We start from the raw sequence: 25,485 nt of genomic DNA on the forward strand, positions 1-25,485 counted from the left end.
TGTGTCTTATTGGGAGATATTTTCGCTCATCGAAAGTATTATTCGCGAGTTTAGCCAACAATACCCCGAGTATAAACCGTACAAATGTACGATCATCAGCCGAATCTCGTTCGGTGCTGCTCGGTCCTGTGCCGTGACCGGACGGGGTTCGAGAGCGAGCGCGGAGCGCGGCGGACGCCGGGGGGCCATCGATGACCCAGTGGAAACCGACGACGTGTATGCGGTGTGCGGTCGGCTGCGGGCAACTCCAGCGCGGTGTCGACGAGGGGTACGGCGTCGACGAGGTCCAGGGCGACCACAGACATCCCACTTCGAACGGGCTCGCCTGCGAGCGGGGTATCCGGGAGACGAAGAACCCAGACGGGGAGTGGCTGACAGAACCACTGATCCGCCGGGGCGATACGCTCCGACCCACGACCTGGGACACGGCCCTGGGGACCGTCGCCGCGGAGTTCCTCCAGACGATCGGCGAGGACCGCGACAGGATCGCCGTCCTGGGCAGCGGGCAACAGACCAACGAGGCCGCCTACGCGCTGGGGAAACTGGCGCGAGGCGGGATCGGGACCCGGTACTTCGACGCGAACACGACGCTGTGTATGGCTAGCGCGGTCACCGCCTACTACGACGCCTTCGGCAGCGACGCGCCGCCCTGTACGTACGACGATATCCCGGCGGCCGATACCCACGTCGTCTGGGGCGCGAATCCGGCGGTCGCCCACCCAGTACTGTACCGCTGGCTCCTCGACAGCGCGAGCGAGTCGGAGAGTCGGCTGATCGTCGTCGACCCGGTCGCGAGCGAGACCGCCGCCGACGCCGACCGGCACGTCGCTCCCGAACCGGGCACTGACCTCGTGCTCGCACGCGCGATCCTAGCTCGCCTGATCGACACCGACAGCATCGACCGTGAGTTCGTCGACGCTAACACCGAAGGGTTCGACCAGGTCGTCGCCGCCCTTCCGGACGTCGAGGCGGCTGCCGAGACCGCTGGCGTCTCGACGGAGACGGTCGCGAAACTGGCCGAATCCTTCGCAGACCCGACTCTCCTGTACTGGGGGATGGGCGTCAATCAGAGCACCCACGGGACCGCCGCCGCCCGGATGCTCATCAACCTCTGTCTGGCCACCGGGAACATGGGACCGGGCAGCGGCCCGTTCTCGCTGACGGGACAGGCGAACTCCATGGGCACCCGGGTCTGCTCCTCGAAGGGGACCTGGCCGGGCCACCAGGCATTCGACGACCCCGATCACAGGCAGACGGTCGCCGAGACGTGGGACGTGCCCGTCGACCGACTCCCCGACGACCCTGGCCCGGGTCCGGTCGGCATCGTCGACAGGATCAACCGAGGTCACATCGACACGTGCTGGGTGGTCGCGACGAACCCGGCGGCCGGGATGCCCCACGCGACCAACGTCAAGCGCGCGCTCGACGACGTCTTCCTGGTCGTCCAGGACGCCTTCCGCTCGGAGACGGTCGAACACGCCGACGTAGTGCTGCCGGCGGCGACCTGGGGCGAGAGCGAGGGCACCGTGATGAACATGGAGCGGCGCGTCGCCAGAGTCACCGCCGTGAGCGACGTGATCGACACGGTCCGGCACGACCTCGACATCATCGCCGCCATCGGGAACCGGCTCGACGCGGCCCTGTTCGAGACGGCCTCGCCGGATCCCGAGTCGGTCTTCGGCGAGATCCGTGACCTCACTGCCGGCACGCCCGCCGATTGCTCGGGAATCAGCTACGACCGCCTGGAGAGTGAACTGGCCGTCCGCTGGCCGGCACCCGACACGGAGAGCGAGGGGAGCTACCGGTATCACGACGACGGCGACTGGCAGTTCCCGACGGAGAGCGGGCTGGCGCGGTTCTCGGCGACGACCGAGTACCGCGGGGTCCCCGAACCGACCGGCCCCGAGTACCCGCTCGTGCTGACGACCGGTCGCCGCGCCGGCGCGTACAACACCGGTGTCCGAAACCGGGAGACGGCCGACGACGTGCCGCGCGCCCGCATCCACCCCGAGACGGCCGGCCAGTACGTCGAACTGCTCGACCGTGGTCGCACAGTCGTCGAGTCCCGCCGGGCCAGCGTCGACGTGACGCTCGTCCCCGACGACAGCATCCCGACGGGCGCTATCTGGATGGACGTCCACCACCCGTCGGTCAACGACCTGACGCTCCCGGAGATCGACCCAGAGTCGAACGAGCCCAACTACAAGCAGTGTGCGGTCCGGTTGGCGGCGCCCGACAGGTCCCCGCCGGTCAGGCGTGACGGTGTCGTCCACACGAGCCCCGGCGTCACGCGCTGAGAGCGTACCCAGCGTTCGATAGAAGCAGTCGTCTCCTACTCCAGCAGTTCAGGTGCGACGTCGTAGGCGACGACCTGGCTGTCGGCCGTCGACAGCGGTCCCGCGCCGGACCCAGGCTCGTCGGGGCCGCAGCCGTCGGAGACCGCCTGGTTCTCGTGCATAGTCAATCGTCCGCGGAGAGTGGCTGGCCGCTGGCGTCGGTCGGTGCGGGGCTGTCGCCGTCGTCGAAGGGATACCACGACTGCTTGCCGTCGGCCAGGCAGGGGTCCGTGTACCCCTCGACCTCCTCGGGTTCGGCGAGTTCGACGATGGTCTCGTGGCCCGTCGCGTCGACCCACTCGCGGAACGTCTGTCCCTCCTCACGGAGCGCGGCGTAGGCCTCGATTATGTTGGCGATCATCCCCGGCACCTCGTCGGCGGGGACGCGCTGGCGGACCCACTCGATGAAGGTCGGGTCCTCGCCCATACCGCCGCCGACGCCGACGTCCATGGCCTCGACCATCTGGCCGTCCTTGCGGGCACGCATCCCCTGGAGGCCGATGTCGGCGGTCATCGCCTGGCCGCAGTCGGCCGTACAGCCCGAGAAGTGCAGCTTGATGCGGTCGACGTCGTCCGGGACGTCGACGTTGTCCCCGAGCCACCGGAGCAGGCGGGCCATCCGGGCTTTCGTCTCCGTGAGCGCGAGCGAGCAGAACTCGGTGCCGGTACAGGCCATCGCGCCCTGGACGAACGGGTTCGGCTCCGGCGAGTGCTTGGACAGGAGCGGTTCGCCCAGCAGTTCGTCGACCTTCCCGTCGGGGACGTCCATGAGCAGCGGGTTCTGCCGGCGGGTCAGCCTGACCTCGCCGGAGCCGTACTCTTCGGCCAGATCGGCCAGTTCGATTGCCTCGGCGGCCGGTAAGCGGCCCACGGGGACCGAGAGCCCGACGTAGTTCTGCCCGTCTGCCTGATCGTAGACGCCGACGTGGTCGTGGGCGCCGCGCTCGCCGGGCTTGCCGGCGTTGTAGGTGTAGCCACCGCGGAAGTCCGTCCCGGCCGACTCGAACTCGAAGTCGAGGCGCTCGTCCAGTTCCTCGCGGATGGCGTCGGTGCCGTGCTCGTCGACGAAGAAGCGGGCCCGGTTCTTCGAGCGGTTCTGGCGGTTGCCGTCCTCGTGGTAGTACTCGACGAACGCACGCACCGTCTCGACGGCGTGTTCGGGCCGGACGAACAGATCCAGCGGGCGGGCCTCACGTGGCTGGCGGCCACCGAGACCGCCGCCGACGCGGACGTTGAACCCCTCGACCTCCTCTCCTGCGATGAACTTGTGGGCCGGCTCCAGCCCGATGTCGTTGATCGCGTCCTGGGCACACCCCTGTTTGCACCCCGACACCGAGATGTTGAACTTCCGGGGCATGTTCGAGAGGTCGTCGTCCTCGCGGATCGTCTCCTGGATCTCGTCTAAGATCGGGCGGGAGTCGACGTACTCCTCGGCCTTGCCGGCGACCGGACAGCCCGAGATGTTGCGCATCGTGTCACCGCCGGCCGAACGCGAGGAGACGCCGACTGCTTCGAGTTTCTCCCAGATCTCTGGGATATCCTCCAGTTTGAGCCAGTGCAGTTGGATGGACTGGCGGGTCGTGAAGTCGATCCAGCCGTTGCCGAACTCGGGGTTCTCGGCGGGCCCCTGGGCGTACTCGCGGGCAACCTCGCCGATCGCACGCAGTTGCCCGGGTTCGAGGATGCCCCCGCAGTTGGTCAGCCGCATCATGAAGTACGACTCCTGGCCGCCCCGGTGGTGGAATACGCCCCAGAACTTGAACCGGGAGAACCACTCCTCGCGTTCGTCCTCGGGGATCGAGTCCCAGCCGCGCTCTGCGAACGCCTCGATTTTCTCTCTGACCGCGTCGCCGTACAGCTCGTCCTTGATGTCCTCTTTCTTATGCGCCATGGCTGTCGAGTTTAGAATGTACTTTTTGTTTGGTTTTCAGTCTATTATCTGAATTCATGTTTGGTATTTCTCGTATCTACGCACTATTCCATTCCCCAATAAGCCTATTCGTTAAAAAACACCCATACAAAACACACCAGACTAGCATTCGGTCGGTACGGTCTCTGACAGGGAGGCGATCCGACCGCGACTTCGGGTTCGTCCAACAATCGGTCGGCTGGGAAACGTTCGTCCACCGGGGTGGTTCGCTCGCGAGCAGCAGGCTCACGGGCAGGAGAGAGCAGACACACGGCGGTGAGAACGAAGGGTCCGGGTCTCAGTCGGCGGTCGCCGGCGGCAGGTCTGCCTCGGGACTGGCCAGTTTGACCGCACACTGTTTGAAGTGCGGTTCCTTGGACTGGGGGTCCCGGTCCGAGAGGGTCAGTCGGTTGGTCGCTGGGTGGTGGATGGGGAGCCAGACCATCCCCTGGGGGACGCCCTCATCACGGTCGATGCGTGCGGTGACGGCCCCCCGGCGGGAGGTGATCTCGATGCGGTCGTCGACGACACGATCGCTATGCGCGTCGACGGTGTCGGGATGAATACGGGCGACGAGATCGCCGGCAGCGCCACCACGTGAGCGGACCCCCGTGTTGTAGCCGTCGGCTTCGCGAGCGGTCGTCAGCGTCAGCGGGTACTCCTCGCCGGTGGGTTCGGGGAGCGACTGCTGGCGACCGGTCGAGAACTGGGCGCGGCCCGACGCCGTCGGGAACTGCCAGGACTCGTCGTCGTGGTACCGGTAGCCGCCCGAGCTGTCTGCATCTGGTGCCGGCCAGCGGACGGCGTGTTCGGCTTCCAGGCGGTCGTAGGTGATCCCCGAGCAGTCGGCGACGGTCCCCTCGGTGAGTCCGGTGAACTCCGCGAAGACAGTCTCGGGGTCGGGCGACGTCGAGTCGAACAGGCCGGGGAACAGCCGGGAGCCGATGGTGGCGATGATGCCCAGGTCCGGCCGGACGCCGCTCGGGATCTCCGTCGCGGCTCGAACGCGAGAGATGGTCCGTTCCATGTTGGTCGTCGTCCCCTCGCTCTCGCCCCAGGTCGCCGCCGGCAGGACCACGTCGGCGACGGCGGTCGTCTCGGTGTGGAAGGCGTCCTGGGCGACGACGAAGGCGTCTTCCAGCGCCTCGCGGGCGCTGTCGGCCTCGGGCATTCCGGCGACGGGGTTGGTCGCGACCGTCCAGACGGCCTCGGGGCCGGCTTCGAGCATCCCGACAGGGCCGGGACCGGGGTCGTCGGGCAGGCGGTCGACCGGCACGTCCCACTCCTCGGCGACGAGACGGCGATGGTCAGGGTCCTCGAAGGCCCGCTGGCCGGGCCAGGACCCCTTCGAGGAGCAGATTCGGGTGCCCATCGAGTTGGCCTGCCCCGTCAGCGAGAACGGGCCGCCGCCGGGCCGGAGGTTGCCCGTCGCCAGCGTCAGGTCGATCAGTGCACGCGCGGTCTCGGTCCCCTGGACGTGCTGATTGACGCCCATCCCCCAGTAGAGCAACGCCCGCTGGTCGAGGGCGTCGGCGACCATGTCGACCGCGTCCATCTCGACGCCGGCGGCGGCGGCCGCTCTCTCGGCATCGGGAAGCGACGACCGCAGATCGTCGAACCCCTCGGTCGCGGTCTCGACGAAGACGGTGTCGACGCGGTCGGTCTCGACGATGCGGGCCAGGACCGCGCGTGCGAACGCCAGGTCCTTGCCGGGGTCGGGCGCGACGTGGCGCTCGGCGTTCTCGGCGGTCTCCGAGCGGATCGGGTCGACGACGACGATCTCGACGCCGTCCTCGTCCGCCGCCTGGCGGATCCAGCGGAACATCACGGGGTGGGCGACCGCCGGATTGGCCCCCCAGATCACGTGCCGGTCCGCGTCCTCGATGTCGGCGTAGGTGCAGGGCGGCGCGTCGCTCCCGAAGGCCTGGTAGTAGGCCGTGACGGCGCTGGCCATACACAGCGTCGTGTTCGCGTCGTAGTTGCGCGTGGCGAAGCCACCGCGGGCGACCTTCCCCAGCGCGTAGGCGGCCTCGTTGGTCTGTTGCCCGCTGCCCAGGACCGCCACGGAATCGGGGTCGATCTCGTGAGCCTCGCGGAGTCCCTCGATGGCCCGCGCGATAGCCACGTCCCAGGTCGTCTGGCGGAGTTCGCCGTCGCTGCGGACCAAGGGCCGGGAGAGCCAGTCGCCGTCGGGGTCCTTGCTCTCGCGGATGCCCCGCGCACACGCCAGCCCCTGGTTGACCGGGTGTGCCGCGTCGCCGCGGGCGACGTCGATACCGTAGCCCACGTCCGCACCGCGGTGCATATGGCCACAGCCGACCGCACACCGCATACACGTCGTCGGGATCCAGTCGCTCACACCGCACCACGCGCCGAGCGGGCGCCCGTCCGTCCACTCGAACTGACAGTAATGAGGGGTTCCAGTTGCATTCCAGTGTATAACCACAGGAACAGGCACTGTAAAACAGTATCTCTTTACGAAACTTCCCCAGAACCCATTCTAAAGATACATTCGTACAGCCGAGCGGCGCGGCGGAGCGCCAGCGGCGGCCGGTGACCGTTCGTCCACCGCCGGGAGCAACAGCTTCTTTCTGCGAGCAGTCGAACCCGGGGGTATGAACCACGAGCAGTCGCGAGCGCTGTACGACCGTGCGCTGTCGGTCATGCCAGGCGGTGTCAACTCCTCCGTGCGGGCGATCCGCCCCTACCCGTTCTTCGTCCAGAAGGGCGACGGCGGCCACGTCGTCGACGCCGACGGGAACCGCTACATCGATTTCGTGATGGGCTACGGGCCGCTCCTGCTGGGCCACGACCTGCCCGACCAGGTCCAGTCGGCCGTCCAGCAGGCTGCCGCAGAGGGGCCGATGTACGGCGCCCCGACGGAGGTCGAGGTCGAACTGGCCGAGTTCGTCACCCGGCACGTCCCTAGCGTCGAGATGGTCCGGTTCGTCAACAGCGGGACCGAGGCGACGGTGTCGGCGGTCCGTCTGGCCCGCGGCTACACCGGCCGCGATAAGATCCTCGTGATGCAGGGCGGCTACCACGGCGCCCAGGAGTCGACGCTGGTCGAGGGTGAAGGCGACCACACCGCTCCCTCCAGTCCCGGCATCCCCGAGAGCTTCGCCGAACACACGCTGACCGTGCCGTTCAACGACGCCGAAGCCGCCCGCGAGGTGTTCGCCGAGCACGGCGAGGAGATCGCCGCCGTCCTCACGGAACCGATCCTGGGCAACTACGGCATCGTCCAGCCTGTCGAGGGGTACCACGAGACGCTGCGGGAGCTGTGTGACGACCACGGCTCGCTGCTGATCTTCGACGAGGTTATCACGGGCTTCCGCGTCGGCGGGCTCCAGTGCGCACAGGGGAAGTTCGGTATCGACCCGGACATAACCACGTTCGGGAAGATCGTCGGCGGCGGCTTCCCGGTGGGCGCTATCGGCGGGAAGAGCGAGATCATCGAGCAGTTCACCCCCGCCGGCGACGTCTTCCAGTCGGGTACCTTCTCGGGCCACCCGGTGACGATGGCCGCCGGGCTGGAGACGCTGCGCTACGCCGCCGAGCACGACGTCTACGACCACGTCAACGGCCTCGGCGAGCGGCTGCGCTCGGGCCTCCAGGACATCCTCGAAGACCGCGCCCCCGAGTACACCGTCGTCGGCACCGACTCGATGTTCAAGGTCGTGTTCACGCGCGATGCACCCGATTCCTTCGAAGGTCACTGCGAGGCGGGCTGCCAGCAGCGCGAGGACTGCCCCCGCTTCGAGCACTGTCCGAAGAACGGCCACGACATCACACAGGCCGAGACCGAGCGCTGGGAGCGGCTGTTCTGGCCCGCGATGAAAGAGCAGGGTGTGTTCCTGACGGCGAACCAGTTCGAGTCACAGTTCATCTGTGATGCGCACACAGACGAAGACATAGACGATGCCCTCGAAGCGTACAAAGAGGCGATATGACGTGTCCGACGACGATATCGCCCTCTCGGAGAAGCGGATGTACGGCGAGAAGCGCCCGGAGACCCACGCCTACGTCGCCTCCGGGCTGGGCGTGACGCGTGTCGAGACCGCCGGTGGCCAGATCGGCCGGTTCAGCCTGGCCGAGCGCTGTACCGCCCGAGATGTAGCCGGGTCGGACGGCGAGATAGCCGTCGCGACCGAGGAGTCGGTCCTCGTGCTGACCGACGACGGCTTCGCGGCCACCGGCTTCGGTCCGGCGACGGCCGTCGGCTACGACAGCGACGGCCTGCTCGCGGCCGGCGACGGCCGCGTCGCGCGGTACGTCGACGGCGCCTGGGAGTCCCTGGGGGAGGTCGCCGACGTCCGAGCCATCGAAGATGGCCTGCTGGCGGCCGCCGACGGGGTCTACGCGCTCCCGGATCTGCAGCGGCTCGGTCTCGCGGACGTCACCGACGTCGCGCCCGGCTACGCGGCGACCGCCGACGGCCTCTACGAACGGGGAGAAGCGGACTGGAGCGAGGTGCGTTCGGGCGGTCACCAGGCCGTCGCCAGCGACGGCGAGCGCGTGCACGCGGCGGCCGCCGATGGGCTCTTCGAACGCGACGGCGACCGCTGGGAACGCTGCGGGCTCCCGGTCGACGAACGCGTCGTCGACGTGACCTACGGCGACGAAACCTACGCCATCACCGACGCCGGGACCTTCCTCGTCGACACCGCCGACGAAGCTACCGCCGACGGCCAGGGGGGGTGGCGCCAGCGCTCGCTGGGCGTGCCCGAGGTTGTCGGTGTGGCCGTGGCCTGACCGCGGCCACGATGTGTTCGCCCGGTGATACAGCCGCCAGGGTACTGCTGGTGAGACGACCGCCGAGAGCCTGCCGGTGAGACAACCGGCATCCAGCACCCGGTGACACGACCGAGGGGGTGGGACTGAAAGGGGCGACACGCTCGCCGAACCCCGACCCGACAAGCACCGAGCGGAGCGAGGCGCGCAGTCGCGGTCGCGGGAGGCGAGCGTGTCGGGGCTTTCGGACGGTACAGCGGTACGACTGGCCCTTCGGCCGGAGGAAACCCAACGACACAGAGCGCTAGAATCGAAACAGGGTTTAGCCCGGCCAGCCACGCCCCACACATGATTATCCCCGGGGAAGCCACACAGTCGTTCGCCGCGGCGCTGGCCGACGCCACCGGCGACCGACTGGGGCGTGTCGAGTACGAACAGTTCGCCGACGGGGAACACGTCGTCCGCGTTCCCGAGGCTGTCGCCGGCGAGCGGGCGGTCGTCGTCGCCTCGACGGTCGACAGCGACGCCCACGTCCAGGTGCTCCAGCTACAGGACGCCGCTCGCGAGGCCGGCGCCAGTGAGGTCGTCACCGTCCTGCCGTACATGGGCTACGCCCGCCAGGACGAGGCGTTCAAGCCCGGCGAGCCGGTCTCCTCGCGGGCGATGGCGCGGGCTATCTCCAGTGGGACCGACCGCGTGGTGACTGTCAACCCCCACGAACCGAGCGTCTGTGCGTTCTTCGACGTCCCGGCCATCGACGTCGACGCCGCGGGCGTGCTGGCCGACCCGCTCCCAGACGACCTCGCGGACCCACTGTTCCTCTCGCCCGACGAGGGCGCCATCGACCTCGCCGTGACCGCGCGCGACGCCTACGGTGCCGGCGACACCGACTACTTCGAGAAGGATCGGGACTACGACAGCGGCGAGATCACGATCACACCCAGCGACGCCGCCGTCGAGGGACGGGACGTCGTGCTGGTCGACGACATCATCGCTACGGGGTCGACGATGAGCGAATCGGTGGCAGTGCTGGACGAACGGGCTGCCAGCCGCGTCTTCGTCACCTGCGTCCACCCGATGCTCGCGGGCAACGCGCTGACGAAACTGTCGACGGCCGGCGTCGAAGCCGTCTACGGTACCGACACGCTCGAACGGGCCGTCAGCGAGGTCAGCGCGGCACCGGTCGTGGCCGAAGAACTCTGAGCCGGCGGTAGCAGCTGTCTCCGTCCGATCTCCACCTGCGTGGCAAATGGTTAAGTGGTCCGGGAAGCTCGGTGAAAGTGATGGACGACGACCCCGACGAGGGGATGCTCGGCTGGGACGAATCCGTGTTCCACGACGAGCACGTCTTCGAGATCGACTGGCTCCCCGAGACGTTCAAACACCGCGAGAGCCAGATGGAGAGTCTGAAGTACTCGCTGCGGCCCGCGGTGCGTGGCTCCCGGCCGCTGAACGTCATCGCTCGTGGCCCGCCGGGGACCGGGAAGACCACCGCAGTCCAGATCCTCTTCGACGAACTCACCGCCCAGACGGACGTCCAGGCGGTCCGGGTCAACTGCCAGGTCGACTCGACGCGCTATGCGGTCTTCTCCCGGCTGTTCGCCGAGACGTTCGACTACGAACCGCCCTCTTCGGGCATCTCGTTCAAGAAGTTGTTCTCCCAGATCACCGACCGCCTCGTCGAGAACGACCAGGTGCTCGTGGTCGCACTGGACGACGTGAACTACCTCTTCTACGAGAACGAGGCCAGCGACACGCTGTACTCGCTGTTGCGCGCCCACGAGGCCCACTCGGGCGCCAAGATCGGCGTCACCTGCATCTCCTCGGACCTCGATCTGGACGTCATCGAGGCGCTGGACACCCGCGTCCAGTCGGTGTTCCGCCCCGAGGAGGTCTACTTCAACAAGTACGGGCAAAGCGAGATCGTCGATATCCTCGACGAGCGTGTCGAACGGGGCTTCCACGACGACGCCGTCGGCCCCGGCGTACTCGACCGCGTGGCCGAACTCACCGAGGAGCAGGGCGGTGACCTCCGGGTCGGCATCGACCTGCTGCGGCGGGCCGGCCTCAACGCCGAGATGCGCGCCTCCCGCGTCGTCGAACGCCAGGACGTCGAGGAGGCCTACGACAAATCGAAGTACGTCCACCTCTCGCGGCGACTGCGGGGCCTCTCGGATTCGGAGGCCGCCCTCGTGGAGGTCATCGCCGAGGGGGCCAGCGGGACCGCCGGCGACGTCTACGAGGCGTTCCACGAGAAGACCGACCTGGGCTATACGCGCTACTCGGAGATCATCAACAAACTCGACCAACTGGGGCTCATCGACGCCGAGTACACGAACGTCGACGGCCGCGGGCGCTCGCGGGACCTGACGCTGAACTACGAGGCCGACGCCGTGCTGGAGCGGCTGTGAGCCGGGGGCGAGCCCGGCAGCCGCCGACCGGGTGACTGGCGGGTCAGGCTCGGCCGTTCAGCGGGCAGATGAAGAACGCCGGCGGTGCGCCCGCGATGGCCGGCGGACCCTTCGTGATCGTGAGTTTGCCGGCCGCCTCGGCGGCTAGCACCTGCGCTTCGGAGGTCAGCGGGTCGTCCAGGGTGACGCCGGGGGCCAGTCGGGCACTGTAGTGAACCCACTTGCCGCCGTTCCAGTCCTGGTCGCCCGGTGCCGACTCGGAGACGAACGGCGAGCCGCCGCCGTTGACGCCGCCGTTTCCGGGGAGGGAGGCCGTCGTCCCGTCGTTGATGAAGTAGATGTCGTCGCTGCGGTTGGGCTCGTCGTCGAGTACTTTCACGACGTTCGTTCGGTAGAGGACCTCGTTGGCCCAGACACGGCCGAACTGCTTGCCCCTGTCGTTGCCGGCACCGGCCGCGGCGGTCCCGGCGAACCCGAGGCCGGCAGCGGTCGCGCCGACCGCCGCGCCGGCCCGGAGTACGTCTCGTCTGGTTGGTGTGGTGTGGTCGTCCATCGGTATCCGGAGGCAGTTGCCTCCAGTCGCGGCGACGACCGGACTATTGAAAGCCGTTCTTCGAACTCCGGGTCGAGTCCGACCGGATTTCGTGTGAAACCTCTAACAATTCTGTTCCAATTTCGGCGGTCAGCCGTCCTCGCCAACGACCTTGCGGGCCCACTTGATTGCGTACGCGGCGCCGTGGTCGCGGTAGGCGTCGGTGGCGAGTGCGTCGAACGGCGCCGGGAGGTCGAGATCGTGTTTGACGGCGCTACAGGCCAGTTCCGCGGCCGCGGGGAACGCCGTCTGGCCACGGGCGACCTCGGCCGGCAGATCGGCCAGCCGGGGTTCGAGCCGCTCGCCAGCGTCGACCCAGGCGGCGTAGAGGTCGGGGTAATCGTCTGCCCAGTCGGCGAACACCGGGCCGGTCTGCAGGCCCAGGTAGGCGTCGTACAGCGCCGCTGCCAGCTGGTAGGTGTCGGCCCCGCCCAGGTCGTCGACCGCCGCGGCGAACGCGGGGTACTCCTCGCCGAAGAAGCCCAGGAACTGCTCGGGTTCGTCCAAGCTCACTTCGACGAGCGCCTCGGCGATCAGGAAGTCGACGAACGCCTCGGGCGAGCCAGCCAGACGCGGCTTGACGAAGACGCAGGGCGGGTCGGTCTGGCGCGTCCAGGCGACCCCACCGTCGCCGGGCATCCCGACGGTCAGTTCGTCGCCGGCGAACCGGGCCAGCAGTTCGGGCGCGTCCGGTGGGAGCCACGCCGCGGGAAAGGAGAGCGGGTCGACGCTGTCGGTCACCAGCAGGAGTTCCTCGGCGACCGCCGGGTCAAGCAGCTCGAAGTCCTCCTCGCAGTCCAGCACGAGCGTGCCCGGTGCGAGGTCGTCCCGCAGCGTCGCCAGTTCGCCCGCTAGCTCGCGCTCGGTGAACATCTACGCCGAGAAGAGGATGAGGTTCGCGATGATGAGCAACGACAGCAGTGTCGATGCACCGATAGTCCCCAGGACGACCTTCGTTTCCGTGCTCATACGTCACCGTATCGCAGGGGCCGCATTAAACCTTGAGAAACGACTATCCCTTCGCCGGCACCCGGGTCGGTATGGACCGACAGCGCGTCTCGACGGGCACCGACTGGGAATCCGACGTGGGCTACTCGCGGGCCATCCGCGCCGGCGACACCGTCCACGTCTCGGGGACCATCGCTACCGACGACGATGGCGAGGTGGTCGCGCCGGGCGACCCCGAGGAACAGACCCGCCACGCACTCTCGATCGTCGCCGACGCGCTCGCAGAGGTGGGTGCAGGCGTCGACGACGTCGTCCGGACCCGCATGTACGTCACCGACATTGACGACATGGACGCCGTCGGCCGCGCTCACGGCGAAGTGTTCGGCGAGGTGCGGCCGGCGGCGACGATGGTCGAGGTGTCGGGGCTGGCCCCCGAGGGGGCGGTCGTCGAGATCGAGGTCGAGGCCGTCGTCGGGTAGAATCCACCGACGGCGCACAGGTCATCCAGAAGACATTTGTCGGGGGACAGTGTGGCGTTCGCCGTGTCGACTGCTCGCCCTGTCGCCCTCCTCGTCCTCGCGGTACTGGCTCTGACAGCGGTCGGAACGGCGAGTCCGCAACCGGATGCCACCTGTGGCTCCTGTGGCATCGTGTTCGAACGCGTCGCCGAGAATCGGGGACTGGACGTGAACGTGACCCGGAGCGAAGCGACGATCCGGGTCCACGAGAACGAGTCGGCGACGTGGACGGTGACGAATACGCTCGCCGCGAACGGGTCCCAGCCTACAGAGAGCGAACTGGCCGCGACGGCCCGGGCGACGGTGACCGACGGCTGGGGCGTCCCGAACAGTGGCGACGTCACAGTGACCGACGTTCGTGTCGATAACCGGACGGTCGTCCTCCGATTTCGTGACACCGACGGTGCCCAGCGTCGGGCCGGCCTGCTCGTCGTCGACTACTTCCAGACCGCCCACCGGGGCGGATGGCGAATGACCGCAGACACCATCCGGGTGGTCGGTGCCGAAGGGACGACAGCGGTGAACGACCCCGACGCACCGTCCAGCACCGGGGTCACCCTCGAAACCGGTCGGGCACTCACACTCGAAGGTGATGCCGCCCATCCGGGCTGGTTCTCCGAAGACTTCTACGTCGTGTTCGGCGACGACCCAGCACAGTGGCGTGTCGGTGCGGCAGTCGCGCTCGCGACAGCACCGATCTGGGTCGACAACGTGACGAGCTACGTCCTCCCCGGGCTGGTCGGCTACGCGATGCTGTTGGCCTTCGCCACGGCGCTCACGAAGACTCTCGGTACGACCGCTCGGTCCCCTGATCGGCTCGCACTCGGCGTCGGGCTCCTCGGATGGCTCGGGACGGCCAGCAGCCTGCTATCGCCTCGCCCACAGTGGTACCTGAGCTTCGCGGTGGTCTTCGCTATCGTCGGGTCGGTGGCCGCGGTCCGTCCGTCCGCGTTCCGTTCCCGGGGCCGAGCCGTCGCGCTCGGTGTCGCCACAACGCTGGTGGCGGCCGCTGCCGGCCTGTCGAGCGGAATCGGGACCCACTGGGCCACGGTCGCGGCGACGCTCCCCGTCGCACTCGGTCCCGCGTACGGCCTCGCCGTCGCACGGGCGTCGACGACAGATCGTGGGCTCGCTATCCCGTTCACCGGGATGGTGGTCACTGCAGGTGTGACTGGCAGCGTCCTGGTCCCGCCGAGTTCGCGCCCGTCGACGTTCTTCCTGGGGTTCGTCGTGTTCGGTGTACTCTGGGTCACGCTGTGTACCCTGCCGCTTGCCGCAGTCGGATTCCGAGCGTACGCCCAGCTCCGTGGAAGTCCCGGGCAGCCGGGGTAGGTTTCAGTCCCCCGCCGCACCCACGCCCGCGTTCCGAGCGACCTCGCGCCACTTGCCCGTCCAGAAGCGGCCGGTGTTGACGGCGGCTTTCACGTAGAAGTCCCCGACGAGCGCGACGAAGATGGCCGGGAGCCCCAGCCCGAGGCCGGGCGAGACGGTGAGGCCGACCAGTGGCACTGTCAGCGCGTAGGTCGTCGGGAGCGCCAGGAACGCGACCGGGAGCCGGAAGCCGTACGACCCCAGTATCGTCCCGTAGAGCGGCCAGCGCGTGTCGCCGGCGCCCCGCAGGCTCCCGCGCATCGTCCGCGAGACGGAGAAGCCGGCCACGAGCAGGCCGAACACGCGGACGAACTGCGCGGCCAGTTCGGGGTGAGCGGTACCGAACAGACCGACGATGGGACGAGCGAACAGGACCAGCACCGCGCCGACGGCCAACTGGACCGCGAGCGCGACCCGCAGCGTCTGCCAGCCGTAGGCGGTGGCGGCGGCCTCGTCGCCCGACCCGAGGTGCTGGCCGACCAGCGTCGAGGCGGCCGTCGCGTACCCCCAGGCGGGCATCAGCGCCAGCAGCATGACCCGTCGACCGATCGCGTAGGCCGCGACGACCGGCAGCCCCAGCGTCGTCGAGAGCACGCCCAGGACGAACAGGAACGGGAACCGCGCGAACGTCTGGAGCAGGCGCATCCCCGTCAGGGGCAGCGCGACCCGGATTATCTCGGTCAGCAGGCCGAGGTCGAACTGCGGGCCACGTACCGGGAGCCGGACGGCGTACCGGCCCGAGAGCAACAGGCCGAGGAAGATCGTCGCGGCGAGCGTGTTGGCGGCGGCGGTCCCCCAGGCGGCGCCGGCGATGCCGAGTTCGGGGAACGGCCCCAGCCCGAAGATGAGGAGGGCGTTGAGCACGACGTTGATCGGCAGGGAGAACAGGCGGACGTACATCGGCGTCTTCGTGTCGGCACTGCCAGCGAGCGACCGGGAGGCGACCATGCTCCAGAACCGCGGCGCCATCGAGAGCATCACGATCGAGAGGTACGTCGCACCGTACTGGACGGTGAGCGGGTCGTCGATGAGCACGCCGACCAGCACGTCCGGATAGCGCCAGGAGACGACCGTCAACGGCGCCGACAGGAGCAGCGCCAGCCACAACGACTGTTTGACCGCCAGATTCGCGCGGTCTGGCTGGTCGCTACCCTGGAGCCGGGAGACGACACTGATCGTCCCGGAGGAGACCGCAAGCGAGAGCCCGAAACCGACGAAGTAGTACTGGAAGCCCAGTTCCAGGCCCGCGATGGCGGCGTCACCCAGCGCGATGCCGACCATCAGGAAGTCCGCCAGCCGAAGGAGGATCCGCAGGCCGCCGGTGACCATCACCGGCGCGGCCAGATCGGTCGCTTCGGTGGCCTTCTCGCGGTCGACGAGGCCGGCACGTGCCAGGAGGGCGGGGACGGCTTCGACGAGGCGACGGAGGACGTCACGGACCATCTACTGGCACTGGGGACGGCACACCCCTGTCGTTTTCGCTCCGACTGGAACGCGGTCCGGCTCAGACGAGCTGTTCGCCGTCGTCGTCGTAGACCGCGATGGCGTCGACCGGACAGGCCCGCGCGGCGAACTTCGCGTCGAACTCGGCGTCCTCGGGTATCTCCCGGACGAAGATGTCGTCCTCGCGCTCCTCGCTGTCGGCCAGGACGGCCTTCCCGGCGTCCTCGTCTCGCTCGAAGGCGTCCCACTCTGCGACACACTGGAACATCCCGATACAGGTGTCCCGGTCGTACTCGATGCGCATACCCGGCCTTGGCCGGTGACGGGCAAAGGCGTTCCCCTCACGCCCCGACGCGGTCGAACGCGACCACGACCGAGCGAGCGAGGATCCCCAGCAGGTCGCGTTCGGCGTCGTCGAAGGTGCGTGGCTCGACGGAGGCGATACTCAGCAGGCCGTGGTTGTCGAGTGGCACCATGAACACCGTCTCGAAGGTCCCGGTCATCGCGTCCTCGTGGTCGGCGTAGTCCTCGACGACGCGTGGCTCGCCGGCCTCGAACACCTGCATCTCCAGATCGGTCCCCGAGGGACGGACCCTGCCGCTCTCGTCGGCTGCGTCACGTGCCTGCTGGGCTGCGGCTTCGGTCACAGCCAGTGTCGCCAGTTCTCCGGTGTCGGGCCGGTAGGCCCAGATGGCGGCGAAGGGTTCGTCGAACACCTCTTCGACGACACCGAGCGCGATCCGGGCGATCGACTCGTGGTCGTCGGCGGTCAGCAGTTCGCGTGTCGCGTCGTTGAGTGCCTCCAGACGGCGTTCGCGCTCCCGTCGGTCGGTCATATCCCGCATGACGACCTGGACGGCCGGCTGGCCGTCGTAGGAGACGGGCGCGCCGCGGCTCTCGACGTGCCTGACCTCGCCGTCCGTACGGAGGACCGTCCAGGACGCCCAGTCGGCCTTCTCGCCGTCCTCGAACGTGCGCCGCATCCGTTCCCGGATGAAGTCGCGGTCGTCGGGGTGGACGTACGAGAGCGGGTCGGTCCCGTATATCTCGGTCCGCTCCTCGATGTCGAGGAGGTCGACGACGCTATCGTTCGCGTAGAGGATGTTCGGCCCGCGGTGGACGAAGATGGCGTGTGGCGAGGCCTCGACCAGGTTCCGGTACCGGAGTTCGGTCTCCTGACGGGCCCGTTCCGAGCGGTGGCGGGCGACGGCGTTCTCGATGCGGTTGGCCAGTACGTCGTACTGGTCGCTGGTCGCCCGCTTCTGGAGGTAGTCCGTGACGCCCGCCGAGATGGCCTCGCTGGCGATCTCCTCGCTCCCGCGACCGGTATAGAGGATGAACGGGACCGACTCGTCGCGCTGCTGGATCTCCCGCAACAGGTCCAGCCCGTCCATCCCCGGCATCTCGTAGTCGCTGACGACACAGTCGATGGCGGCCTCCTCGAACGTCGAGAGGGCCGCCTTGCCGCCAAGTTCCGTGGTCACGGTGAACGACGCCCGGCGCTGTTCGAGATGTAACGAAACGACGTCGGCGAGATCGGGTTCGTCGTCGACCAGCAACACGTGTACCTCGTCGACAGTCTCCCTGTTCCCGTCGGGTTCGCCAGCGCCTCGCATGTAGCGCCACGTTTACCCGCCGGGAGTATAGCGGTTTGGTCCGTATCAGTGCGACACTTTAAATCGGAGCAGGGCCGAACCGGAGGGTAATGGACGTCGCGGATCTGCCGGGCGTGCCCGACTGGCTGCCCGACCACCTGCGTGCCGACGGTATCGAGGAGCTGTATCCACCCCAGGCCGAGGCCGTCGAGGCCGGCGTCACGCGGGGCCGGAACCTCGTGGCCGCGATCCCGACCGCGAGCGGGAAGACCCTCGTGGCGGAACTGGCGATGCTGTCGTCGGTCGCCCGTGGTGGGACGGCACTCTACATCGTCCCGCTACGAGCGCTCGCCAGCGAGAAACGCGCCGAGTTCGAGCAGTTCGAGCAGTACGGCCTCGACGTGGGCGTTTCGACCGGGAACTACGAGTCCGACGGCGGCTGGCTGGCCGACAAGGACATCGTCGTCGCGACGAGCGAGAAGGTCGATTCCCTCGTGCGCAACGACGCGCCCTGGATCTCGGACCTGACCTGTGTCGTCAGCGACGAGGTCCACCTCGTCGACGACGGGAATCGGGGGCCGACCCTGGAGGTGACGCTGGCGAAGCTCCGCCGGCTGAATCCCGACCTGCAGACGGTGGCGCTGTCGGCGACCATCGGGAACGCCGACGAACTGGCCGGCTGGCTGGACGCCGAACTCGTGGATTCTGACTGGCGACCGATCGAGCTCCAGAAGGGGGTCCACTACGGGCAGGCGCTCCACCTCGAGGACGGGAGCCAGCAGCGCCTGGCGGTCCGGAACAACGAGAAGCCGACCGCGGCCATCGTCAGAGATACGCTGACGGACGATACCGACGACGACGGCGAGGTGGTCGAGGAGGGCGGGTCGACGCTCGTGTTCGTCAACTCCCGGCGTAACGCCGAGGCCGCGGCCGGTCGGCTCGGGAGTACGGTCCGGCCCCACCTCACGGACGACGAACGCGACCAGTTGACCGACGTGGCCGCCGAGATCCGGGACGTGAGCGACACCGAAACCAGCGACGACCTGGCCGACGCCGTCGCCGACGGGGCCGCCTTCCACCACGCTGGCCTGGCACGGGGCCACCGCGAACTCGTCGAAGAGGCGTTCCGGGACCGGCTCGTGAAAGTCGTCTGTGCGACGCCGACGCTGGCGGCCGGCGTGAACACGCCCTCCCGGCGCGTCGTCGTCCGGGACTGGCGCCGCTACGACGGCGAGGCCGGCGGGATGCAACCACTCTCCGTGCTGGAGGTCCACCAGATGATGGGCCGTGCCGGCCGTCCCGGCCTGGACCCCTACGGCGAGGCGGCGTTGATCGCCAACAGCCACGACGAACTCGACGAACTGTTCGAGCGGTACGTCTGGGCGGACCCCGAGCCGGTCCGGTCGAAACTCGCCGCGGAGCCGGCACTGCGGACCCACATCCTCGCGACGGTCGCCTCCGGGTTCGCCCGCTCGCGTGGCGGTCTGCTGGAGTTCCTCGAACAGACGCTGTACGCCAGCCAGACCGACGAGGGCGGGCGCCTCGAACGGGTCGTCGACGACGTGCTCACCTACCTGGAACGGAACGGCTTCGTCGAACGGGACGGGGACGAACTCGACGCGACCTCGCTCGGCCACACGGTCTCGCGGCTCTATCTGGACCCGATGAGCGCCGCCGAGATCGTCGACGGGCTGGAACACTGGGAACGCCACGCGGCCGACGCGACGACCGCCGAACCCGACGGTGCCGGGCCGTCGGCCGAGGACGGCTTCACGACGGCGGGCGAACTCGCCGAGCGCGAGCAGTCGGCCGGCGGCGACGCCGACCCCGGCGACATCTCGGCGCTGGGCCTCTTCCACCTCGTCTCGCGCACACCGGACATGTACGAACTGTACCTCCGGTCGGGCGACCGCGAGGAGTACGAGATGGAACTGTACGAGCGGGAGGGGGAACTGCTGGGCCCCACCCCCTCGGAGTTCGAGGACGAGCGCTTCGAGGACTGGCTGGCCGCGCTCAAGACCGGCCGACTGCTCGAAGACTGGGCCTCCGAGATCGACGAGGAGACGATCACCGAACGCTACGGCGTCGGCCCCGGCGACATCCGCGGGAAGGTCGAGACCGCCCAGTGGCTGCTGGGGGCCGCCGAGTCCCTGGCCAGCGAGGTCGGCCTCGACGCCGCGCCGGCTATCAGCGAGGCCCGCCGCCGGGTCGAACACGGCGTCGGCGAGGAACTCATCGACCTCGCGGGCGTCCGTGGCGTCGGCCGCAAGCGCGCCCGACGGCTCTACGACGCCGGCATCACCGACCGGGCCGAGTTGCGGGACGCGGCCAAACCGGTCGTCCTGGCGGCGCTCAAGGGCCGTCGCAAGACCGCCGAGAACGTCCTGGCGAACGCCGGGCACCGCGATCCGTCGATGGAGGGCATCGACCCCGACCCGGACGTGGAGGTCGCGGCCGACGACGAGGACGCGACGGCCGACGAGACCGCCGAAGACCAGTCCAGCCTGGGTGATTTCTGATGGAGGTGATCGAAGGCACCACGACAGTCGACGACGTCGGGGCGTTCGTCGCCCGATTGGACGACATCGGGGATCGACACGACGCGACGATCCAGGCGTTCGACGCCCGCTACGTGGTCGACCGCGCGCACCTGCAGCGGGCCGTCGACCTGGCCACGCGCGCACACGAACGCGGGGAGGGTATCGCGGAGGATTTCGGCGTCGAGATACTGCTGTACGCGGCGGGCCGGCGCCAGATCAATCAGGCGCTGACGATGGGCGTCAGCGAGGGCGACTGTCCCGTGGTCGTGGTCGTGGTCGGCGGCGACGAAACCGCAGCCGCGACCGATCTGACCGACCTGCTCGACCCTGCCGAGACACTCGGCGAGTACGACCCCGACCGCGTCCGCTCGTTCTTCGACGTGACCGAGGCGGAACTGGCTGCGACCGAAGGGACGCTCGCCGACGCTGTCCGCGAGCGGGTCGCACTCCTGCCGGTCGAGAAGTAGCGACAGGGTTTTTCGGCGGTGTGTGTTAGCTCAGGACATGGACGTACAGCGAACCGCGCGGCAGCGACCTGACGGACGGCCGTGAGCGCGCTGACCGAGCCCATCGACATCGGTGGGATCACAGTTCCGAACCGGCTCTACCGGGCGCCAGTCCTGGAGTGTGCCGGCAACGGTCCGGACGCGGTCGAGACGCTGATCGGCGAACTCGAACCGACGGCACAGTCCGGCGTGGGGCTGCTGTTCCAGGGTGCGAGTATCGTCACCGACAGGGGTGGGTGTGCCGCCCCGAACATGACCCGCGTCCACGACCCGTCGTTCGTCGCGGGGCTGGAACGCTTGACCGACGCCGTCCACGCGCACGGTGGCCGGATCTTCCTCCAACTGGCCCACGGCGGTCTCCGGAGTATGTCGACCTGGCACGCCGGCTACCGGGAGCGCCACCCCGACCAGCGACAGCTCGCCGTCTCCGACCCACCCTGGCAGCTACGGGTGCTGGACCGCGCCGGACTGGTCTCGCTCGAACCGGACGTCCTCACGACCGACGATGTGTGGGAGCTGGCCGAACAGTTCGGCCGCTGTGCCGGCTACGCCGCCGACGCCGGCTACGACGGTATCCACCTCTCGGCAGCGAACATGAGCCTCGTCCAGCAGTTCCTCTCACCGTTCTACAACCGCCGGGACGACGCGTTCGCCGACGGTGCCCGCTTCCTGGAAGCCATCCACGACGCCGTCCGCGAGCACGCGGGCGACATCCCGCTGGTGACGAAGGTACCGGCGGAGACTGTCGCGCCAAAATTCGTTCGAAGGTATCTTTCGAGAGCCGACGGCGTGGCCCTCGCCGAACGGCTCGCCGAGTACGGCTACGACGGCCTCGTTCCGGTCGAGGTCTCGACCTTCTGGGACATGAGTATCGTCCGCGGCGCGTTCCCGGACCGGGCGTGGGCGGCCAGCGACCTGCAGGACGACTACGCATCCGTGTTCGGGAGCCGCTGGCGCGCACGGGGTGTCGAACTGCTCAACCGACTCCAGGCGCGGCGGTTCGATCACGAACCGGGCTGGAACGCCGACTTCTGTCGTGCCGTCCGCGAACGCGTCGACGTTCCGGTACTGCTGGAGGGAGGACTGCGGACGCGGAGGGACTGCGATCGGTATCTGGGCGTCGACGGTTCGTCGCCCGCCGCCGACATGGTCGGGATGGCCCGCCCCTTCTACGCGGAACCGCGTCTGGGCGCCCGCCTGCTGGCCGGCGAGGACGCGCTGTGTGCCAGTTGCAACAACTGTACGATCCCGCAGGTGACCGGCGAGCCCGGCCGCTGTCGAACGCCGTCGGTGGTCCGCGAACAGGGTCGGCTGGCGAAAGAGGGTGCCTACGAGCGAAATAGCCGCCGCGAGTGATCGGCAGGCACCGTCATAAACGTAGCCTATCTTACACTTATATTTTGTCGTGACGGGCGCTGAGAGAAAGCCTCATGCACTTCCAACACTGATGACCGCCGATGACCCCCGAGATCACGTCGGAATCCGTCGAGCTATCGGTCGACGGGGACGACGTCGACGTACACTACCGGACCGGTGGCAGCGGCCCGCCGATGCTCTTTCTCCACGGGATCGGACTCGACGCCGCCACGGTCTCCTGGCGGCACGCCCTGCCGGAACTGGCCGACAAACGGACCGTCTACGCCCCGGACCTGCCGGGGCACGGACGAAGCGACAAACCCGACCGCGCGTACACGACGGAGTACTATCTGGCGACCGTCGCGGCGTTCCTCGACGCCGTCGACGTCGACGAACCGGCCGTCGCCGGCCTCTCGATGGGTGGGGCGCTGGCGCTGGGCCACGCACTCGACGGGGGCAACGTCGAGCGGCTCGTCCTCGTCGACAGCTACGGGCTGGGGGCGGACGCGTACTGGCGGGTCGCGGCCAGCAGCGTCCTGCAGACGCCAGTCGTCGGGAACATGCTCTGGCAGGGCGTCAGCACCTCCAAACCGGCGATCAGGGCCGGCCTGCGGAGTGTGGGCGCGACCGAACCGCCACAGGAACTGGTCGAGCAGGTGGCCGACGTCGTCGATCACCGGACCGTCCGGGCGATGCGGCGCTGGCAACGCAGCGAGTTCAGAGCCTGCGGCTTCAAGACCGACTACTCCGGGCGACTCTCGGAACTGGACGTGCCGACGCTACTGGTCCACGGCGCTGCGGACCCACTCCTGCCGAAATCGTGGGCGGAACGGGCGGCGGCGTCGCTCGTGGACAGCGAACTAGAGATACTACAGGAGTGCGGCCACTGTCCGCCGTGGGAACGGCCAGAGCGGTTCAACCGGGCAGTGCGGGCGTTCTGTTAGTTCGGGAGGTCGTCGATCAGGACGACGGCCTCGCCGTCGATGACGACCTCGCCCTCGTCGATGACACGGGTGGTCAGCCGGAACTGGTCGTCGCCCAGGTCCTCGACGATCTCGCATTCGGCGGTGAGTCGGTCGCCGATCCGGACGGGATTGTGGAACTCCAGGTCCTGCGAGAGGTAGATCGTCAGCCCGGGCAGCCGTGCCAGCGCGGCGCTGATGAGACTGCCGACCAGTGTCCCGTGGGCGATGCGCCCGCGGAAGCGTGTCTTCTCCGCGAACTCGTCGTCGAGGTGGAGCGGGTTCGTGTCGCCGCTCGCGGCGGCGAACTGTCGGACGTCGTCGTCGGAGATAGTCTTCGTGAACTCCGCGCGGTCGCCGACACCCAGATAGTCGGGATGGTCCTCGGAGAGAGAGACGTGCCACTCCGGGAGGTCCTCGTTCGGTTCGATACGTTCTACGGGTTCAGCTGTCTCCTCCTCGTCCTGCTGGACGCCGAAGGCGGCGAAAGCTGCCCGGTTGGCCGCGACAACGCTGTTGAACATGTGTGAAGAGGTCTCGGTCCACGTGTCCAACAGCGGGTTCCGGTGCGATTCAGAACTCATCGATGCTGATATTTAGCCGTCCGGCTATTAAACCTTGGCGTTGTTTCGGCTTCTACGGCCCCGAGAAACCGTCTACTGCCCGTCAACGCCGTTTCACCGTCCACCTGAACGACATGAATCGCCAGACAGGAGCGGTGTGGTCGGCCGAACGCCCCGCTACCACTCGCTACCATTCAATGGTATCAGATGGTATTCAGCGGAAGTTTTATGTCATTGAAGGGTGTAGATGGAGGTACCGATGGCCGACGAGGACGATGGCCTGCTGTGGCCCCCGATGTTCAAAGGGATGCAACAGGCGAGCGAGAACGCGATGCAACAACAGCAGGAGATGATGAAACAGCTGTTCGCCGCTGGCGGCATGCCGAGCATGGATATGAACCAGCTCGGTGCGATGAGCCAGATGGCGACGTTCAAGACCCGCGTGCAAAGCGGGGGTCGCATCAGCATCCCCGATGCCGAGCGCGAAGCGCTCGACATCGAAGAAGGGGACATCGTCCAGGCAGTCGTCCTCCCGGTCAGTAAAAATTCAGAGTGATCACAATGGTAGACTACACAACCCCCGTCACGACCGCTTTCGAGATGCAGCGCGCGTCGATCGAACAGAGCCAGAAGGCCCTCGAACAGAGCTTCGAGTTCCAGAAGAACGTCAACGAAGCCGTCATCGACAGCCTCGACACCCAGGAGTCGGCCCAGCGCCGCGGTGTCGAGCTCTCGAAGACCGCCTTCCACAGCTACCTCGACGCGATCGAGTCGACCGTCCCCGGCGTCGCCGGTAGCGTCGACGAGGTCCGCCAGGCAGTCGACGATCAGTACGACTTCCTGCTCGAGAACCACGCCGAGCTCTTCGACAACGTCGAGAGCGAGATGGTCGAAGGCGCCGAGTCCTACGACGAGATGACCCAGGAGTACCTGGACGCCGTCACCGAGCAGGTCGAGATGCTCGTCGAGGCCCACGAGGAACTGGAATCCCAGTCCGTCGAGGCCGCCGAGCAGTTCGGCGACCAGCTCGACGAGGTCCAGGAGCAGGTCGAGGAGATGCAGGCCCAGGTCGAGGAAGTCCAGGCGAAGGCCGCCGACGCCGTCGAGGCGTAACGAACCAGCCGTTTTTTGTGCGCGAACGCGCGAGCTACTACTATGAGCAACAACGAGATGCAACAGGAATGGGCGGAGATGGTCGAAGAGATGAACACAGCGATGGCTGACTCCATGGAACAGAACATGAAGGCCCAGGCGGCCTTCGTCGAATCGTGGGCCGACGCCGTCGAGGACTCGTTCCCCAGCCAGGACGAGATGAGCGAGGGAATGGACGGCTACAGCCAGGCCTACGAGGAGTGGATCGACGCCGCAGAGCGGATGATGGAACGGTCGGCCGACGCCGCCCAGGGCGAGGACGTCGATCCCGCGGAGTTCCGCGACATCTGGCTCCAGTCGGCCAACGAGGCATTCAAGCACGTGATGAGCACGTCCGCGTTCGCCGCCGCGAACGGACAGCTCGTCGAGTCGATGATGGAGATGCAACAGGAAGCCGACGAGATGAGCCAGGACGCCATCGCCCAGATGGGCTTCCCGACGCGTGACGACATGGACGAGGTCGGCGAGCGCCTGCTCGAAGTCGAACGGCGCCAGCACGCCGTCGAACAGAAGCTCGACCGGGTCCTCGAACACCTCGAGGAGTAAGCC

The 25,485-nt window shown here is 68.0% G+C and carries 24 protein-coding genes; 14 read left to right on the forward strand and 10 right to left on the reverse strand.

The window, feature by feature from the left end; translation table 11 throughout:
* Positions 1–191: 191 nt before the first annotated feature.
* Positions 192–2,297 carry an assimilatory nitrate reductase NasA gene (gene nasA / locus Hhyl2_RS12395; RefSeq protein ID WP_483551082.1) on the forward strand — a complete coding sequence of 702 codons (2,106 nt, stop codon included), beginning with the start codon at positions 192–194 and terminating at the stop codon, positions 2,295–2,297.
* Between the two features lie 35 nt (positions 2,298–2,332).
* Here nasA (Hhyl2_RS12395) and Hhyl2_RS12400 read toward each other — a convergent pair whose 3' ends face one another.
* The 3 genes from Hhyl2_RS12400 to nasA (Hhyl2_RS12410) all read right to left on the reverse strand — a co-directional run bounded on the left by Hhyl2_RS12400 (position 2,333) and on the right by nasA (Hhyl2_RS12410) (position 6,577).
* A complete protein-coding gene (locus Hhyl2_RS12400) occupies positions 2,333–2,458 on the reverse strand; it encodes a hypothetical protein (protein WP_483551083.1) in 126 nt (41 codons plus the stop codon).
* 2 nt (positions 2,459–2,460) lie between these two features.
* Entirely contained in the window at positions 2,461–4,227 is a 1,767-nt protein-coding gene (locus tag Hhyl2_RS12405; protein WP_483551084.1) for a nitrite/sulfite reductase, read from the reverse strand.
* Between the two features lie 316 nt (positions 4,228–4,543).
* A complete protein-coding gene (gene nasA / locus Hhyl2_RS12410) occupies positions 4,544–6,577 on the reverse strand; it encodes an assimilatory nitrate reductase NasA (RefSeq protein ID WP_483552027.1) in 2,034 nt (677 codons plus the stop codon).
* Positions 6,578–6,860: 283 nt separating this feature from the next.
* On the opposite strand from nasA (Hhyl2_RS12410), the gene hemL reads away from it, so the two are divergent.
* From hemL to Hhyl2_RS12430, 4 genes are all read left to right on the forward strand, one after another.
* On the forward strand, positions 6,861–8,198 hold the full coding sequence (gene hemL, locus Hhyl2_RS12415; RefSeq protein WP_483551085.1) for a glutamate-1-semialdehyde 2,1-aminomutase: 1,338 nt from the start codon (positions 6,861–6,863) through the stop codon (positions 8,196–8,198).
* Position 8,199: 1 nt separating this feature from the next.
* The gene (locus tag Hhyl2_RS12420) at positions 8,200–9,000 is read left to right on the forward strand and encodes an HVO_0234 family beta-propeller protein (RefSeq protein ID WP_483551086.1); all 801 of its coding nucleotides are present in this window, start codon (positions 8,200–8,202) and stop codon (positions 8,998–9,000) included.
* 327 nt (positions 9,001–9,327) lie between these two features.
* A complete protein-coding gene (prs, locus tag Hhyl2_RS12425; RefSeq protein WP_483551087.1) occupies positions 9,328–10,182 on the forward strand; it encodes a ribose-phosphate diphosphokinase in 855 nt (284 codons plus the stop codon).
* An 80-nt stretch (positions 10,183–10,262) separates the two neighbouring features.
* Complete coding sequence (locus Hhyl2_RS12430) at positions 10,263–11,390, forward strand: ORC1-type DNA replication protein (RefSeq protein WP_483551088.1); 1,128 nt, start codon at positions 10,263–10,265, stop codon at positions 11,388–11,390.
* 43 nt (positions 11,391–11,433) lie between these two features.
* Here the strand turns inward: Hhyl2_RS12430 and Hhyl2_RS12435 are convergent, their stop codons facing one another.
* The 3 genes from Hhyl2_RS12435 to Hhyl2_RS12445 all read right to left on the reverse strand — a co-directional run bounded on the left by Hhyl2_RS12435 (position 11,434) and on the right by Hhyl2_RS12445 (position 12,951).
* Entirely contained in the window at positions 11,434–11,943 is a 510-nt protein-coding gene (locus tag Hhyl2_RS12435) for a hypothetical protein (RefSeq protein ID WP_483551089.1), read from the reverse strand.
* Positions 11,944–12,072: 129 nt separating this feature from the next.
* The gene (locus tag Hhyl2_RS12440) at positions 12,073–12,855 is read right to left on the reverse strand and encodes a DUF7089 family protein (protein ID WP_483551090.1); all 783 of its coding nucleotides are present in this window, start codon (positions 12,853–12,855) and stop codon (positions 12,073–12,075) included.
* Positions 12,856–12,951 (reverse strand): hypothetical protein, encoded by a 96-nt coding sequence (locus Hhyl2_RS12445; RefSeq protein WP_419181153.1) that lies wholly within the window; start codon positions 12,949–12,951, stop codon positions 12,856–12,858.
* 71 nt (positions 12,952–13,022) lie between these two features.
* On the opposite strand from Hhyl2_RS12445, the gene Hhyl2_RS12450 reads away from it, so the two are divergent.
* Both Hhyl2_RS12450 and Hhyl2_RS12455 read left to right on the forward strand, forming a co-directional pair.
* Positions 13,023–13,409 (forward strand): RidA family protein, encoded by a 387-nt coding sequence (locus tag Hhyl2_RS12450; RefSeq protein ID WP_483551091.1) that lies wholly within the window; start codon positions 13,023–13,025, stop codon positions 13,407–13,409.
* Positions 13,410–13,472: 63 nt separating this feature from the next.
* A complete protein-coding gene (locus tag Hhyl2_RS12455) occupies positions 13,473–14,780 on the forward strand; it encodes a hypothetical protein (protein ID WP_483551092.1) in 1,308 nt (435 codons plus the stop codon).
* A gap of 3 nt (positions 14,781–14,783) precedes the next feature.
* On the opposite strand, the gene Hhyl2_RS12460 is transcribed toward Hhyl2_RS12455, so the two are convergent.
* From Hhyl2_RS12460 to Hhyl2_RS12470, 3 genes are all read right to left on the reverse strand, one after another.
* Positions 14,784–16,262, reverse strand: coding sequence for an MATE family efflux transporter (locus Hhyl2_RS12460; protein WP_483551093.1), 1,479 nt, complete (start codon positions 16,260–16,262; stop codon positions 14,784–14,786).
* Between the two features lie 61 nt (positions 16,263–16,323).
* Positions 16,324–16,566, reverse strand: a complete 243-nt coding sequence (locus Hhyl2_RS12465; protein ID WP_483551094.1) for a ferredoxin — start codon at positions 16,564–16,566, stop codon at positions 16,324–16,326.
* A gap of 37 nt (positions 16,567–16,603) precedes the next feature.
* Positions 16,604–17,878, reverse strand: a complete 1,275-nt coding sequence (locus Hhyl2_RS12470; protein ID WP_483551095.1) for a response regulator — start codon at positions 17,876–17,878, stop codon at positions 16,604–16,606.
* A gap of 89 nt (positions 17,879–17,967) precedes the next feature.
* Between Hhyl2_RS12470 and Hhyl2_RS12475 the strand changes: the two genes are divergently transcribed.
* The 4 genes from Hhyl2_RS12475 to Hhyl2_RS12490 all read left to right on the forward strand — a co-directional run bounded on the left by Hhyl2_RS12475 (position 17,968) and on the right by Hhyl2_RS12490 (position 23,203).
* The gene (locus tag Hhyl2_RS12475; protein ID WP_483551096.1) at positions 17,968–20,376 is read left to right on the forward strand and encodes an ATP-dependent DNA helicase; all 2,409 of its coding nucleotides are present in this window, start codon (positions 17,968–17,970) and stop codon (positions 20,374–20,376) included.
* A complete protein-coding gene (gene cgi121, locus Hhyl2_RS12480) occupies positions 20,376–20,864 on the forward strand; it encodes a KEOPS complex subunit Cgi121 (protein ID WP_483551097.1) in 489 nt (162 codons plus the stop codon). The genes Hhyl2_RS12475 and cgi121 overlap by 1 nt, the downstream gene beginning before the upstream one ends.
* An 81-nt stretch (positions 20,865–20,945) precedes the next feature.
* A complete protein-coding gene (locus tag Hhyl2_RS12485; protein ID WP_483551098.1) occupies positions 20,946–22,259 on the forward strand; it encodes an oxidoreductase in 1,314 nt (437 codons plus the stop codon).
* 101 nt (positions 22,260–22,360) lie between these two features.
* On the forward strand, positions 22,361–23,203 hold the full coding sequence (locus tag Hhyl2_RS12490) for an alpha/beta fold hydrolase (protein WP_483551099.1): 843 nt from the start codon (positions 22,361–22,363) through the stop codon (positions 23,201–23,203).
* On the opposite strand, the gene Hhyl2_RS12495 is transcribed toward Hhyl2_RS12490, so the two are convergent.
* Positions 23,200–23,745, reverse strand: a complete 546-nt coding sequence (locus Hhyl2_RS12495) for a MaoC family dehydratase (RefSeq protein WP_483552028.1) — start codon at positions 23,743–23,745, stop codon at positions 23,200–23,202. The genes Hhyl2_RS12490 and Hhyl2_RS12495 overlap by 4 nt on opposite strands.
* A gap of 298 nt (positions 23,746–24,043) precedes the next feature.
* Between Hhyl2_RS12495 and Hhyl2_RS12500 the strand changes: the two genes are divergently transcribed.
* The 3 genes from Hhyl2_RS12500 to Hhyl2_RS12510 are packed head-to-tail and all read left to right on the forward strand — an operon-like array spanning position 24,044 to position 25,482.
* Complete coding sequence (locus Hhyl2_RS12500) at positions 24,044–24,340, forward strand: AbrB/MazE/SpoVT family DNA-binding domain-containing protein (protein ID WP_483551100.1); 297 nt, start codon at positions 24,044–24,046, stop codon at positions 24,338–24,340.
* A gap of 5 nt (positions 24,341–24,345) precedes the next feature.
* On the forward strand, positions 24,346–24,897 hold the full coding sequence (locus tag Hhyl2_RS12505; protein ID WP_483551101.1) for a hypothetical protein: 552 nt from the start codon (positions 24,346–24,348) through the stop codon (positions 24,895–24,897).
* A gap of 42 nt (positions 24,898–24,939) precedes the next feature.
* The gene (locus tag Hhyl2_RS12510; RefSeq protein ID WP_483551102.1) at positions 24,940–25,482 is read left to right on the forward strand and encodes a poly(R)-hydroxyalkanoic acid synthase subunit PhaE; all 543 of its coding nucleotides are present in this window, start codon (positions 24,940–24,942) and stop codon (positions 25,480–25,482) included.
* Positions 25,483–25,485 lie beyond the last annotated feature (3 nt).

It is taken from the genome of Haloarcula sp. H-hyl2 (assembly GCF_056934385.1).